Source organism: Nitrospira sp., assembly GCA_037045225.1.
GTDB lineage: Bacteria > Nitrospirota > Nitrospiria > Nitrospirales > Nitrospiraceae > Nitrospira_A.
Map to the genome: position 1 here is coordinate 2,694,416 of JBAOHZ010000009.1, position 14,076 is coordinate 2,708,491.

At 56.6% G+C, this 14,076-nt stretch carries 12 protein-coding genes; 11 read left to right on the top strand and 1 reads right to left on the bottom strand.

From position 1 onward, the window contains the following. Positions 1-37 precede the first annotated feature (37 nt). From V9G17_13445 to V9G17_13490, 10 genes are all read left to right on the top strand, one after another. Positions 38-1,741 (top strand): cytochrome ubiquinol oxidase subunit I, encoded by a 1,704-nt coding sequence (locus V9G17_13445; GenBank protein ID MEI2753602.1) that lies wholly within the window; start codon positions 38-40, stop codon positions 1,739-1,741. A gap of 38 nt (positions 1,742-1,779) precedes the next feature. Further along, complete coding sequence (locus tag V9G17_13450) at positions 1,780-2,586, top strand: cytochrome c (protein MEI2753603.1); 807 nt, start codon at positions 1,780-1,782, stop codon at positions 2,584-2,586. 5 nt (positions 2,587-2,591) lie between these two features. Further along, positions 2,592-3,530, top strand: coding sequence for a ubiquinol-cytochrome c reductase iron-sulfur subunit (locus V9G17_13455; GenBank protein ID MEI2753604.1), 939 nt, complete (start codon positions 2,592-2,594; stop codon positions 3,528-3,530). Then, entirely contained in the window at positions 3,530-4,645 is a 1,116-nt protein-coding gene (locus V9G17_13460; GenBank protein MEI2753605.1) for a cytochrome bc complex cytochrome b subunit, read from the top strand. Before V9G17_13455 ends, V9G17_13460 begins: the two co-directional genes overlap by 1 nt. 36 nt (positions 4,646-4,681) lie before the next feature. After that, a complete protein-coding gene (locus V9G17_13465) occupies positions 4,682-5,686 on the top strand; it encodes a hypothetical protein (protein ID MEI2753606.1) in 1,005 nt (334 codons plus the stop codon). A gap of 28 nt (positions 5,687-5,714) precedes the next feature. After that, positions 5,715-7,610, top strand: coding sequence for a cytochrome ubiquinol oxidase subunit I (locus V9G17_13470; protein ID MEI2753607.1), 1,896 nt, complete (start codon positions 5,715-5,717; stop codon positions 7,608-7,610). A gap of 70 nt (positions 7,611-7,680) precedes the next feature. Next, a complete protein-coding gene (locus tag V9G17_13475; GenBank protein ID MEI2753608.1) occupies positions 7,681-8,301 on the top strand; it encodes a cytochrome c in 621 nt (206 codons plus the stop codon). 27 nt (positions 8,302-8,328) lie between these two features. Further along, complete coding sequence (locus tag V9G17_13480; GenBank protein ID MEI2753609.1) at positions 8,329-9,054, top strand: cytochrome c; 726 nt, start codon at positions 8,329-8,331, stop codon at positions 9,052-9,054. 106 nt (positions 9,055-9,160) lie between these two features. Beyond that, positions 9,161-9,922 carry an ethylbenzene dehydrogenase-related protein gene (locus tag V9G17_13485; GenBank protein MEI2753610.1) on the top strand — a complete coding sequence of 254 codons (762 nt, stop codon included), beginning with the start codon at positions 9,161-9,163 and terminating at the stop codon, positions 9,920-9,922. A gap of 2 nt (positions 9,923-9,924) precedes the next feature. Then, entirely contained in the window at positions 9,925-10,938 is a 1,014-nt protein-coding gene (locus tag V9G17_13490) for a c-type cytochrome (GenBank protein MEI2753611.1), read from the top strand. Between the two features lie 4 nt (positions 10,939-10,942). Here the strand turns inward: V9G17_13490 and ubiA are convergent, their stop codons facing one another. Beyond that, positions 10,943-11,845, bottom strand: coding sequence for a 4-hydroxybenzoate octaprenyltransferase (gene ubiA / locus V9G17_13495; protein ID MEI2753612.1), 903 nt, complete (start codon positions 11,843-11,845; stop codon positions 10,943-10,945). 102 nt (positions 11,846-11,947) lie between these two features. On the opposite strand from ubiA, the gene V9G17_13500 reads away from it, so the two are divergent. Then, the gene (locus tag V9G17_13500; GenBank protein MEI2753613.1) at positions 11,948-13,918 is read left to right on the top strand and encodes a hypothetical protein; all 1,971 of its coding nucleotides are present in this window, start codon (positions 11,948-11,950) and stop codon (positions 13,916-13,918) included. Positions 13,919-14,076 lie beyond the last annotated feature (158 nt).

Consider the following 14,076-nt stretch of genomic DNA (forward strand, 5'->3'; position numbering starts at 1 on the left):
GTCAATCGGTTGGAATGAGGAGGAGCGGCGAGACATCATGAAAATCTGGCAGCGCTGTTTGTTGGTTATGTTCGCGCTAGTGGCGATATTGGGAGGGGTGGCCTACGCCCAGGCTCCCAGTGCGCCCCCCGTGGAGTTTCCCTATACCGGGAACCGCACGGCGGTATGGATCGTCGCTCAGCTTCACATCCTCTTTGCGGGATTCATTCTGGGAGCCCCGATTTTCGTGGTGATCTCCGAGTGGTTGGGGTATCGCAAGCAGGATCCCCGCTATGATCGCTTGGCCAAGGAAGTCACGAAGGTTACAGTCATTCTCTACAGTATGACTGCATTAACGGGCGGCCTATTCATCTTTGTGCTGCTCGCTACTTATCCGCAATTCACCACCTGGCTTATCAATCACTTCTTCCTGATTTTTGCGGTGGTCTACCCCCTGTTGTTTATCGGTGAGACCATCGTTCTCTACATGTATTTCTATACGTGGGATGCGTGGAAGGGGGAGAAGAAGGCGCGACACATTGCATTGGGTGTGTTGCTGAACTTGATCGGGTCGATCACGTTGTTTGTGATCGATGCGCCGACGTCCTTCATGAATACCCCGGTCCGTGCCGAGGGGATCTCGCCGGCTGAATTCTTGGCGACTGCCTCCCTCTGGGACAAGGTGTTTAATTACAGCTGGATGCCGCTTAATCTCCATCGACTCGTCGGCAACGTGACTTTCGGAGGATTCATCGCCGGACTGATTGCGGCCTACATGTTCATGGGGTCGAAGAAGCAGGAAGACCGCGCGTATTACGATTGGATGGGATTTGTCGGCAACATGATCGGGGTGGGCGCTCTGCTCTTCCTGCCGTTTATGGGTTATTTGTTGTCCTACGAACTGTGCGACTATGACGCTTCGATTTGTCCGTATATGATGGCCGATCAACTGTCGATGTTCTTTGAAATGCAGGGTGCCATGGTTGGCCTGATTTTCCTGGCCAGCAACTATTACATTTGGTTGAGTATGAAACGGATCGAGGGCGTGGAGCGAGTGCGGATGACCGTTCTTGCCCCGATCGTGATGGTCTTACTGCCTATCGTCATGACGAAGGTCCTCACGGATTACCCGGTACCGGATGCCACCTCCTTGGCATTTCTGGTGCCTCTGCTTTTGGCTCCGGCCATCCTGGGACGGTTTATCCCGCTGACCGTTTCTTCGAGCACGGTCATCAAGGTGGGCTTCCTGATGGTCGTGGTCGGGAATGCAATTTGGATGACGCCGCATGGGTTTGTGCCTACCGGCGCCAAGTTGGTGGCAGAGTTAGAGCTGCCATCCGACTGGAATTTCCTGGCCCTCATGCCGGCAAAAAATTCCGCAGCGTTTACCTTGATCTTTGTGACGGTCGTCAATTATGTGATCTACAACCGTGCGGTTTCGCAGGGCACGATTGTCTGGGGCAAGATCGATTTTGCCTCTCAGTTCGTCCTGGTCTTCCTGGCGTTCAGTGCCATTTGGACCATGGGGCTCATGGGTGCCGTGCGATCGCTGCTACGGAAGTACTTTCACGCATACAATCTGTTGCCGGACTTTACAGCCGAGTCGTTCACGCCGACGCTGTCTTATTCGGCTTGGTGGATCACCGGCATTACGGTGACGTTTTTTGCCGTCGTCAGTTTTGCAATTCTCGTGACGTTGCGCCCCTCTGATTCAAAGGGCCATGCGCACGAGGGAAGCCCTGTGCCGGCCGGTGCGAAATAAGTATCACCAAACTGGAAGGGCGATAAACGAGGGTACTCATGGGAAACGTGATTAAAAAGTTGGTAGTAGGCATCGTGATCGGCGGGATTTTGTTCGGCGCCACCAACGTGCTGGGATTTCCGCTGGTCTTCCAGATGTTGTTCTTCGGCTATGCGATGCTCGGGACCGTTGTCTTTATTATTCTCGACCTTCCGCCGCTCAAGCCGTTTGGTGGAGTCAAGGCCGCAGGGGCGCTCATCGGGTTCTACGCTATTCTCTCGGCCGCCTATGTGGCTGGAGGGGCCGTGTGGCCGCAGTTCGATCCGGAAGATGAAAAAGGGAAAATCGACAAGATACTCAAGCCGAAACGCGAACAATATGAAGCAGGCAAAGTCGACGTGTTGCTGCAGCGTGCCAAGGCGCTTGATGAAAAGACAAAAGAGTTGACTGCCCGATTGCAGGCACTCGGTGTCGCGCAGGCGCCAGCCGACCAGAAGGCCGGGGGTGGTAATGCCCCGACCGCAACGACTGGTGTGGCAGGCGGAGATGTAGCCAAGTTGGGTGCGGAGCAATGGGAGCTCCAGGAGTGCTATAACTGCCACAAGCTGAATGGTGAAGGCGGAAAGAAGCGCGGGCCTGAGTTGGATAACATCGGAAGTCTTCTGACTGCGGATGAAATCGCACAAAAAATCCTTGATCCGAAGAGCTATAAAGCCGAGGGCTTTGAGAAGGAGTACGAGAAGGGGAAGATGCCGGACAAGTATAAGGATTTGATGGAGCCAAGTGACGTCCAGGCGTTGGCGAGCTGGCTGGCTGGTTATAAGAATGCTTCGGTGAATACGCCGAAGCCCATCAAGATGAAGTGAGCATCATGCAGCCGAAACTGAAATCCAAAGTTCGATGTACAGACGGTGAAGTGGGGGAGGTGCGCCGGGTCATTATGGACCCGCTGTCCCACGAAATCAGCCATATCGTGGTCGGCACCGGCGCGACGGATTCGGTCGAGCGCCAGGTCCCTATGGGGCAGGTGCAAGGAGTGACCGATGACGTTGTGACGCTTCGCTGCAGCTCGGCAGAGTATGCGGCCTTCCCGACGTTTAAGCGGGACGAGTACGTGACCACGCATGAGGTGGAAATTGCTCACCTGGAGGACAATATCCATGTCATGCCGGGAGAGGTGCTGGTTCCATTTCCGGAGCTTGAGCGTAGTGTCAAGCGGCGTACATTTTTCATGAACTTCACTCATGCCATCGGCTTTCTCATCGGTCTGCCGATCGCATTTCCCGTCCTGCGTTACCTCATGAAGCCGATGTACTCCCCGTTCGACAATCAATGGCTGAAGATCGGCAATGCGGCAAAAATTAAACAGGATGATGTCGGCGTTCAGTACAAGTACAAACGTAGCGTCAAGGAAGCCTATTTGCCGCAGCAGGAGATCGACAAAAACGTCTGGGTGCTGAAAGCCTCGCCCAAGGTGTTGGAGAGCATCTATCAGGGGAAGGATATGGAGTTTCGAGACGCGACGGGGAAGCATCTCTGGACGAACAAAAAAGATGTGCCGTACATCGTGTATTCCGGAAAATGTCCGCACCTTGGTTGTGGATTCAAATGGCGCACGCATAAGACGTTGGGGCAGGTTTTTCTCTGTCCTTGTCATTTGAGCATTTACGATGCCGCCGGCAAGGTGCTGGATGGACCGGCTCCACGGGCACTCGACCCGCTGCCCATTAAGGTCACCGCCTCCGGAGACATCACTATTATCGATATGGAATTCAAGGCGGGCACGAAGGCCCAGGTTCGGATTGTCTAATGGATACGACTACGCAACCAACGACCACTCAGCCCTCAGCTATTGAAAAAGTCTTCGCGTTTGTCGACGAGCGCGTCGGCCTGAAGACTCTGCAAGCCAAAATGCTCAACGAGCCCGTCCCTGGCGGCTCGCGATGGGCATATGTATTCGGCTCCATCCTGCTCTTTATTTTCATCATGCAGGCGGTCACTGGCGTCTTGTTGATGTTTTATTACGTGCCGACCGCCGACCATGCCTACGCCAGCACCCAGTACATAATCCACAATGTGGACTATGGTTGGTTTTTGTTGGGGTACCATTTTTGGGGCTCCACGGCCATGGTCGTCTGTGTCTTCGCGCACATGTCCCAGGTGTTTCTGTGGGGTGCCTACAAGAAGCCTCGCGAGCTGGTGTGGTTGATTGGCTTAGCGCTCTTTGGGATCGTGATGGGATTCGGATTTACCGGATACCTCCTTCCATGGGATCAACGGGCCTATTGGGCCACGACGGTCGGCGTCGAGATCATGGATAAGACGCCGCTCCTGGGTGATTTCATGGCGCGCTTTCTTAAGGGGGGCGCCACGCCGGGACAGATGACGTTGAGTCGCTTCTTCGTGATTCACGTCATGGTCCTTCCCGCGGCACTCATGGGTTTAGCGGGGTTGCACGTATTCTTGTTCCGCAAGGCCGGTCCAGCCGGACCGTTTCGCGGCAGCGTCGAGGAAATCAAGGCCAAGACCGACTACTTCTTCCCAAGGCAAATCTGGAAGGACATGGTCGGCATGGTTCTGGTGTTCCTGATTATTTGCAGCTTGGCCATATGGGAGCCTGTGGTGTTGCTTGAGGAGGCGGCTCCTGACCCTGGAGATTACCATCCGGAGCCGGAGTGGTATTTCCTGTTCCTGTTTCAGCTATTGCGCCTGAAAGTGTTTGCTGGAGAGTTCGGGCAGTTCCTCGGGGCAATTGCCCTGCCCGGCGCGTTCATGGCGCTGCTCGCGGCATTGCCGTTCATCGATCGCAGCCCGGAACGCAATATCTTCAAGCGCCCGATCGCGTTGATCGGATGGATCGTCGTCATGGCGACCATCGTGATCTTCACTGTGGCGGCGATCATCAACCGCGAATTTTTGGATTAGGCGGAGGGGCTCGAGCACATGACTGGTCGAGAGACAATGTCGTCATTCAAATTAGGGCTCAGCATTCTTTGGCCGGCCTGTTGGACCGCGCTGCCGATTAAGATGGGCTTCGCCCTCTTGTTCATGGCCATGGGGTCCATCCACATCGAGACCACGCTCGGGGTGACGTTCTTGATGCTGCTACTGACTCCAGTCAGTGTATTTGCGTTTTTCGTCATCTCAGCTGGGATTGGATTCCATTTTGCTGAAGGCGCGGGCCTGCCGTTCCTGTTCCTGCTCTCGATTCCAATCGATATATGGGCCCTGGGTCTCGTCGCGCGCACCGTATTTTTGGAGCAACTGCGACTCGAGCCTCCGGCCTCGATTGGTCTGAGTTTGTGGGGGAAATTTGTGTTCGCGGGATTGCTCTACCTTCCGCTGGTATGGCTTATCGAGGGAGGGGGCACCGATATTGCGCGCTCCACCGTGAAATCAATCCTGGACATGGAATCTTTTAAGCATCTTCCTGTCGCTGAACGGATTGGCGTGGAGTTCACCGCCTGGGGAAGTGTGTCCATGATCGTGCTTGTGGCGCTCACGTTCATAGGTCTGTCGATTCTCGGGAAACTGGTCCACACCACGGTAGTCAAGGCGCAACCGGCCGAAGGTACCTATCAGGGACTGACTTTGCGTTGGGATATGCTCCGGGTGCCGGCCGATCAAGGATTAATGCTGACGGCCTTCACGGCTGCCGGGGTCGTGTTGAGCCTGCTATTCTGGTCTGTGCTTCCGGTATCGACCCCGCATCCACAGGAATGTTGTAAACCGCCGGAGGAGCCCGCGGCAGCTCACTTTGATCCCCAGAAATCGCTGAGCACTGGGGAAAAATCATTAAAGGCCGCGGAACTCAAGATAGCCACGTTGGAGCAGCAGGCTGCCGAAGAAGACAAAGACAAGTCTAAGGGTGCTAAAGACAAAGCTGGTGTCAAAGAAGACTCGGCTAAGCACGAGGGGAAAGCTTCGCAATCAGCAGCCGGGAAACCGGCGGGAAGCGGCAAGTGACATCATGGCGAATGACGAGGTAAGAACAATGATGAGCCAGGGTCAGATCGTCACCAATCACGGGCGCCAAATCGCAGGCCGTGTGGCCCTGTTGGCAGCATGTGCGGCAGTGCTGGGATGGATAGGGTTGCCCGACACGGCACTCGCTCAGGAAGCCGCCCCTCAAGCTCCGACCGCGTATCGAGATATTCCGTATATCGGCAGTCGGAACCTTGTCTGGATCATCGCCCAGCTCCATTTGCTGCTCGCCGGCTTCGTGCTCGGCGTGCCGATTTTTGCGTGGTTATGCGAAATCGTCGGCTGGAAGTCAGGTGATAAGCGCTACGACAAGTTGGCGAAGGAGTTTACCAAGCTTCTGACGTCGTCTTACGCCACCACCGCCTTATTCGGCGGCATCCTGTTGTTCCTGCTCATCGGTTTTTACCCGAAGTTGATGGCCTATCTCACGGACATCTTTTTCCCGTCGTTTTTGGTGTACTGCTGTCTGTTTCTCGTGGAAACGGCCACGCTCTATCTCTATTGGTATGGCTGGGACGCCATGGCCGAGGGAAACGGGAAGAAGTTCCATATTTTCCTAGGATTCCTGCTCAATGTCTTCGCCTTCTTCATCATGATCGTGCCGAACTCCTGGGCAACCTTCCAGTCCAGTCCGGTGGTGATCTCGGAAGGGAGCGATTTCGCCCGGGCATGGGCCGCGACCTGGAACCCGACCTGGTGGCCGGTCAACATCCATCGTTTGATCGCCAACGTGGTGCTCGGTGGCTACATTTGCGGCGCCTATGCCGGTATCCGCTACCTTTCCGCTCGCAGCCAGGAAGAACGCTACCACTACGATTGGATGGGGTACGTTGGAAACTTCATCGGCGTCTTCGGTCTGTTGCCCCTTCCCTTTGCCGGCTACTGGCTGATGCGAGAAATTTATCAGTACAACCAGCAGATGGGCATCACCCTCATGGGCGGTTTTCTGTCCTGGCTGTTTATTCTCCAGGCCATGTTGATCGGGGTCTTGTTCCTGGGCTCCAACTATTATTTCTGGCTGGGTATTACGCATCGAATCCCAGGGTCAGAAGGTCAATATCGTAAGCCGATTATGGCGATGTTGATCATTCTCCTCCTGTGCCTCGGTGTATGGATGACGCCGCATTCGCTGGTTGCCAGCTTGGAAGAGGCCCAGAAGATGGGCGGCACGCACCACCCGTTGCTCGGTGTGTTCGGTGTCATGTCGGCCAAAATGACCGTCTCAAACCTGATGGTGCTCGTGACTTTCATGAGCTTTATTATGTATTGGCGGGCAGGTAAGGAAGACACGGCCGGATGGGCCCGGGCTGCCAAGGCCCTTATGGGCGGAGTGCTGGGGCTCGCGGCGATCGCCGTGATCGTGCTCGGTGTCTGGGGATACTTTGTTCCCGCCATCATCCGTATCAACTACTTTTCCACGTCACAGGTCGGCATCGTGATCTTCGTCATGTTGACGATTACGCCGCTGACTGCGCTCCTGCTCAAGAGTGCCAAGACCACCACGGAAATGGTGTGGGGGAAAATGCCGCCACGCGCGGGTTATGCGCTGGTGCTCAATGCGGTCATGGTGATTCTGCTCATGACGCTCATGGGCTATGCGCGTTCTTCCTCTCGCGTCCATTGGCACGTGTATGGGGTCATGCGCGACTCGTCTCCCTATGCGTTCTCACCGGCACTCGGGTATGCCGCGGCACTCATGGCGTTGAATACGTTCCTGTTCTGTATGTTGGTCGCCTTTATTTTCTGGGTCGCCACCATGGGAGATAAGGCCAAGGCGGCTGCGAGCTCGAAGGGATCGGTCGAGCCGGGCACTATTCCGGCCATGGCTGGAGGGTCGCAGGCATTAGATGGGCCTGAAGCGCCTGTCAGTGCGATTGATGCGTCTGAAAGAAAACGTCCTGTCTGATCGGGAAGATGATCTTCTCCGGGGACTACACCAGGGGCGGGTCGTGATCATTATCCTTTGTTGAGGACTTATGAGTGAAGTTGTCAAACTGCAGCTAATCGGTCTGTGTGTCATTGGTCTCGGCACGGTAATCCTCCTATTCATCAAGGGCCAATTTATTCGCGTCCTTGGTTTCGTGGCAATCGTCCTCGGCCTGTTTTCCTTGGTCGCGCTGGCCGTTCCACAAATGGCCTCGTTGCCGCCTGCGGAGGAAAGCATCAATATCGCTGATATCAAGACGCCGACGGATATGGCGACCATCGGCCAGAAGATTTTCTTCAGCAAGGGGCAGTGCGCACTCTGTCACTCGATCGGCCCCAGCGAATCTGCCCGTTGTCCGGACTTGAAGGGCATTGGCGCCAAATTGTCCCGAGAGTTTATTTTTGAAAGTTTGACGGAACCACAGGCCTATCTGTATTTGGACTACCGGCATGAGGGGATTCCCAAGGAGTACCCGGCCAGGATGCCGTATATCAATAGGAACCCCATCGGGCTGTCAAAGAATGAAATCCTGTCGGTCATCGCGTTCCTTCAACAGATGAGCGGTGAACCGATCAGTGTGAGCCCGGCAGAATTAGATCTTCCACGAGCCACTCCGGCGCCGGTCAAAGCGGCAGATGCCGGAACGCTTGCAGTGGCACAGGCTCGATAGTCGTCGGTGATGTAGAGGAGGATGGTTATGGGAGGCGTACTCGTTAGACCGGTTATCCTGACGGTCTGCATTTATCTGTTCTTGAAGTTCATCGTCCCGAATCTGCCGCATTCCGCCCCGTTGCCTTCGAGCTTGATCTTCCTATACCTGATGCTGACCACGGCAGGGATTGTCATTTTCGCTACGCTGAGCGGGGCATCCAAGGATGCATTCTTCGGTCCGATCTTGCGTTTCTTGACCGGTGAGGGTGGAGGAGCCCTGAGCAGTGCGCGGTATATCGTCCTCGCCTTGTTTCCATTATTGGTGGGATGGCAAACCTACGGTAGCACCGCCTCGAGTGATGCGCCGCCTGCTGAAAATCGCACCATTCACCCGGCCCCTCCTGGAGAATACACGGGTCTGTCGAATCCCGTTCCTAAGACCCCTGAGAACATTATGTATGGCAAGGGTTTGTATGCATCCCGTTGTGCCCCCTGCCACGGTAATTTTGACGGCAAGGGGTTTGCTGCCCCCGGGTTTACGCCGCCGCCCGCGAATTTCAAAGACCCCACGACCATTGCCATGCTTCAGGAGAGTTTCCTGTTCTGGCGGATCAAAAAGGGCGGGGTGGGCCTCCCGGTTGAAGGCATGCCCTGGAAGTCAGCCATGCCGCGGTGGGAGCTCGAGATGTCCGACGAGGATATCTGGAAGGTCATTATGGGCGAATACGATGGCGCCGGACAGAAACCAAGAACGTGGGATGAGTCCGAGTAATTTCTCCGATCAGGGAGCGCTGAGCAACTAAGGGGAGCGTATGGCACGAGTGAGGAGACCAGGTACGAGGTGGTGGATTGGGGCCGTCGGCCTTGTGGGATTGTGCATGGCCGCCGAGGTGCAGCCGGCCTATAGCCAACAGAGCGTGTCGGTGCGTGCCGCGCTCGTGAAGGGAGCCCTTCCGGCAGATGATCCAACGGCAGCGGTCTGGGCGACTGCGGCGGTGTCGGAATTCCCGATGTCTCCTCAGGTCCATTGGCCCGTTCGTATCACTGATGTCACTGCCAAAAGTGTGAAAGTTCGCGGCCTGCATGACGGCACCACCGTAGCCATCTTGCTGGAATATGCCGATCCATCCGAGGATCCGGAGGATGCTGCCGCGCTGGAGTTCATGGTCGGCGATACCAAAGCACATTTTGCGCACGGTCAGCCGATGGCACAGGTTGAGGGTGGACCGGTCAATATCTGGTACTGGAAGAACAAGGATGCTAAGGGGGCAGATCTGGGGGCGAAGGGGTTCGGCACGCTGAAACCTCACGCGCACCAGGATGTGAAAGCCAAGGGTGTCTACCAGGGCGGGGTGTGGAAAGTGGTGTTTTCACGTCCGTTGAGCACAGCGTACGTGGCCGAGGACACGCAGTTCCTCCCTGGACAGTTCGCGAGCATCGCCTTTGCGATCTGGGATGGCAAGAAGATGGAGACCGGCCTGCCGAAGGAAAAGGGCTCCGAAAAGGCCATTTCCTCCTGGTGGTACTTCCGAGCCGACGCACCACCGGACTATTCGCCATATATGTATGCATTACTCGCGGTGGCCTTAGCGCTAGGCTTTGAGTTGGTCCTCGTGAGACGTTTAAAGAAAGGGTCGTGAGCATGAGGGCGTGGCGAAGAATACGCGTATTTGGAGCGGTCGCAGTGGTGGTCGGACTCTCGGGCCTCATTGGAGCCGGGGGTTGTTCGATGTTTCAGAACGAACAATCCGCGAAGGGCAAGAAGCTCTATGCTCACTATTGCATGCATTGCCACGGCGAAAATGGAAGACAGAACGAGGGGTTCAATTGGTCTTCCATGGCGGACCCGAAGCCCAAGGACCTGTCCAATAAAGAGGAAATGGGCACCTTTAAGGACGAGGAAATCTTCAATACGATCTCTCGTGATATGAAGGACACGGGGCCTGGTGGGGAAAAGATCGGTGACGATGAGTTTGCCGTTCCTACGATGCCGACCTTCAAGTACACGTTGTCGGAAGAAGAGATCTGGGGCATCGTTGGTTACGTGCGCTCGTTGCACGGTAAGAAATTAGAGTTCAACGTTGAGGGTCGCAAGAAAGACCTTCAGGCCGCTCAGCAAGGCGCGGAGCAGAAGTATAAGGAAGCCGAGCGGGTCGAGCAGGAGGCGGAGAAGAAGGCCAGCGACGAAGCCGACAAGAAGGGCGTGGAAGTCGATGATAACGCCTACGCCAAAGAAATGCAGGCCATGGGACAGGCCAAGAAAGAACTGGATCAAGCGACCGCTGCCCTCACGAATTTCACGACCAGGCCAGGAAAGGGCGTCAACATTGCCCGGCCTGATCTCAATATGAAGCCGGACGCCGCGGCAAAATTGACGGAAGTGGGCAAGCAACTTTACGTCACGAAGTACGGGTGCAACGGTTGCCATAAGATCGGTGAGGAAGGCGGGATGGTCGGTCCTGCGTTGGATCGTGCCGGCTACAGGTTGAACCCTACTTGGGTCTATCGATGGCTGCGCAACCCGCAAGCGATGAAGCCTGATACGCGTATGCCGAGCCTCGGCCTGAATGATGCGGACGCCAAGGCCGTGGCCCTCTATCTAAAGACCCTCCGTGCTGCGAAGCCGGATAAGCCACTTGGGAAAGTGGGCGACTGATCGATTAGGGCGTAGGGGCGTCGAGGCCGATCCAGATGCCGACTAAAATGGCCACGCCCGCGTAGACATGTTGTTGAAACATGATGAAGGCCTCTTGTGGTGTTAAGGGGGCCCGCAAGCGGCGTACCTGCCAGATAAAAACGCCCGTCAGTATGGTTAAGATCGCGTAATATCCCATCCGCAGGCCGGACAAGTGACCGGCTGCGACCAGGCAGAGCACCATCCCCAACAGAAACAGCCCGACGGCGGCCGGGACGGCTTCCCCAAAAAGGATCGCCGATGACTTCACTCCGATGCGGCGATCATCTTCGCGGTCCTGCAGTGCATAGATCGTGTCGTAGGCAATTGCCCAGCAAATTGTGGCAAGAAAGAGCCACCAAGCCGGAGGCTCGACCGTCCCGCGCGAAGCGGCCCACGCCATAATTGTTCCCCAACCGAACGCGATGCCGAGCACCCCTTGCGGCAGTTGAATCCATCGTTTGCTAAACGGATAAATCGCTGCCAGGAAGAGCGCAATCGGGCTTAGGAAGATCGTCAAGGTATTCAGAGGTGCGACCAGCGCGGCTGCAAGGAGCCCCAGAGCCAAGGCCACGAGCAGCGCTTGCCGGGGCACGAGTCTGCCGGAGGCGAGTGGGCGATGACTGGTGCGAGTGACGTGTTTATCGAAGTGACGGTCGGCCAGATCATTGAAGACCACGCCCAAACTCCGCATGACCCACGCGCCGAGGGTAAAGATCGCCAGTAGCCAGATCGGTGGACGACCTTGGTTGGAGAGAACAAGCGACCAGAGGCTGGGTAACAGCAAGAGCCAGGTGCCGGATTGATTGCGCAGCCGAATCAGATCTGCGACGGCGCTCCACGACCAGGCGGGCGTGGATGGGTCGGTTGAAAGCCTCACGACGTTCACGGATGGGACCATAACCGAGCACAGGAACCCTGTCAACGCGGGAGCACCTCGGTTGTCATGCCGGGAGGAGATTGGGTATAAGGGACTATTGTGCAGCTATCTATGTGCCGATGGACGGGGTTAGGTGTGCGGCGCTCATCGAAGGTTCCTCTCGCGGTGTTGCTGGCGGTCGCGCTGGGCTCGAGTGGGTGCCAATTCTTCGGTCAGTGGCAGCACCGTCCTACCAACTATAATCTTCCCTTGACCGTTCAACTCCGGATGGATCAGAGCATCGCTGCGGCATCCGTGGACTACCGCGATGCCTGTGGTCAGGCCCGCACCCTGCCCATTCGCGATGCACTTGAATCGCAATTAAAAACGCGCATGGGACATGTGTTCGAACACGTACGCGTTGAACCAGGCCCATCACCCGATGCCGTGGATGGAATTGTGGACACCGCGTTGGGCTTCCGCCAGGTGGCGCTGTTTGTCCCTCGCAAGGCCAATAAATCCTATCCCGCGACGGTGACGCTTGGCCTCGACTTCTCCTATACCGACAACCAGGGCGCGGTGCTCTATAGCAAAAAGTTGCAAAGTGCGGCGACTGGAGAAGTCGAGGCGCGCGCCGACAGCTGCGATATCAGCGGACTCGACAACGTGGCACAGGAGGCCGCTACCAAGCTGGCTGAAGGTGTGGCCGAGCAGCTGGGAACGGCCATCAAGATTCGGGAGCAGGCACAGTTCCGTAAGCTCGGCGGCGCGAGGCCCATCCCGTCTGCTTCTGGCCAGACAGCGCCACCCATCCAGGCTCCGTTGTCGGCCGAATCGTCGACTGCTGTTGCCCCCACCCAGCCGGTTGACGGCACGAGGCAGCTGCCTACTGAGCCGGTGTCGACCGTGCAATTGGGGCCGACTCACTTGTCGTTCCGCACCATTATCCGCGACGATAATCAGAACCATGTCCTTGAGCAGCGTGAATCGTTCAGCGTCGAGTTCGAAGTGAAGAACGAGGGCACTGCCCCTGCCGAAAGCGTTGAAATTGAATTGAGCGGTCATGCCGCGATCGTGGGGGGGCTCGAGTCGCCGGTGACCCTCGGTACGTTGCAGCCGGGAGACGTTCAGCGCGTGGCCGTCAACGGCAAAGTGGGGACGGTATCGGATGTCGAGCAGGCAGAACTCATTTGTGCGTTGCGAGCGTCCTCCAACGTGACACTCCCTTCCGCCAAGAAGTTTTTTGTGGCGATTCGTCCTGAGGCCGGCGAGGTCATCGAGGTGCTCTCGGTGGATGTGGACCAGCTGCCCAGCAGGAACGGCAAATCGGCGCAACCGCATGCGGTTGGCATTGCCATCGGTATCGGCGCATTTCGAGATCCTGCCATGCCGGGGATGAAATTTGCCGCGCGCGACGCTCAGGTGATGGGCGCGTATTTCAAGACGGTTCTGGGCATTCCGCCGCAACGGGTCAAGGTCGTGTCCGACGTCAATGGGTTGAAGGATGACTTAGTAGATCTGTTTGAGCAGTGGTTGCCGAAGCAGGGCGGGTCACAACAGAGCACGACGTATATCTATGTGACCGGCCGGGCTGTGGTGGATCAGGAGACCGGTGTCGTCTCGTTGATACCCTATGATGGGACGTTAGGCGGTGTGTCCCGGACATTCTCGCTGGCCAGGCTTCAGCGTGCACTCACCAAGGCCTCCGTGAAACAAGCCGTCTTAATGTTGGACCTTTCACTCGAGTCTTCGTCCGGATCTGACCCGGGCCGGGTGGTCCCGCCGCGATGGATCCAACCGGATTCGGGAGGGGAGCCAGACCGGGTGATGTTGATGGTCGGCAACTCCGGCATCCAGGAAGCGCAAGCCTACCAACCGGGGCAACACGGGTTATTCACGTATTTCCTGTTGAAGGGATTACGGGGGGCTGCCGATCTCGACAAGAACGGAAATATCTTGACCGGAGAGTTGTGCGCCTATGTGCATGGACAAGTCGGGGCGGTGGCACAGGCGCAGGCAGGCAATCCACAGCAGACACTGTGTTTCCCCGCCGCCGGTGAGCGATCGCCGCTACGAGCGATCCCTATCATAAAGAATCACTGAGAGGCGTTCCTTGCTGAGAATGTGTGTGGGGATGGATGCCCCCATGGGGGAAGGTGAGACGGGGCAGGGGCATTTTTCAACGTGGAGATTTCTTCAAAGATTGCATCCCTGCATTGACAGGTGTTTCACGTCCTGAGTAAGATCGCGTTCCTGATTCG

Coding starts and splice junctions, on each gene's coding strand:
- V9G17_13445 (MEI2753602.1), top strand. CDS start 38: ATGAAAATCTGGCAGCGCTGTTTGTTGGTTATGTTCGCGCTAGTGGCG.
- V9G17_13450 (MEI2753603.1), top strand. CDS start 1,780: ATGGGAAACGTGATTAAAAAGTTGGTAGTAGGCATCGTGATCGGCGGG.
- V9G17_13455 (MEI2753604.1), top strand. CDS start 2,592: ATGCAGCCGAAACTGAAATCCAAAGTTCGATGTACAGACGGTGAAGTG.
- V9G17_13460 (MEI2753605.1), top strand. CDS start 3,530: ATGGATACGACTACGCAACCAACGACCACTCAGCCCTCAGCTATTGAA.
- V9G17_13465 (MEI2753606.1), top strand. CDS start 4,682: ATGTCGTCATTCAAATTAGGGCTCAGCATTCTTTGGCCGGCCTGTTGG.
- V9G17_13470 (MEI2753607.1), top strand. CDS start 5,715: ATGATGAGCCAGGGTCAGATCGTCACCAATCACGGGCGCCAAATCGCA.
- V9G17_13475 (MEI2753608.1), top strand. CDS start 7,681: ATGAGTGAAGTTGTCAAACTGCAGCTAATCGGTCTGTGTGTCATTGGT.
- V9G17_13480 (MEI2753609.1), top strand. CDS start 8,329: ATGGGAGGCGTACTCGTTAGACCGGTTATCCTGACGGTCTGCATTTAT.
- V9G17_13485 (MEI2753610.1), top strand. CDS start 9,161: ATGGCCGCCGAGGTGCAGCCGGCCTATAGCCAACAGAGCGTGTCGGTG.
- V9G17_13490 (MEI2753611.1), top strand. CDS start 9,925: ATGAGGGCGTGGCGAAGAATACGCGTATTTGGAGCGGTCGCAGTGGTG.
- V9G17_13500 (MEI2753613.1), top strand. CDS start 11,948: ATGTGCCGATGGACGGGGTTAGGTGTGCGGCGCTCATCGAAGGTTCCT.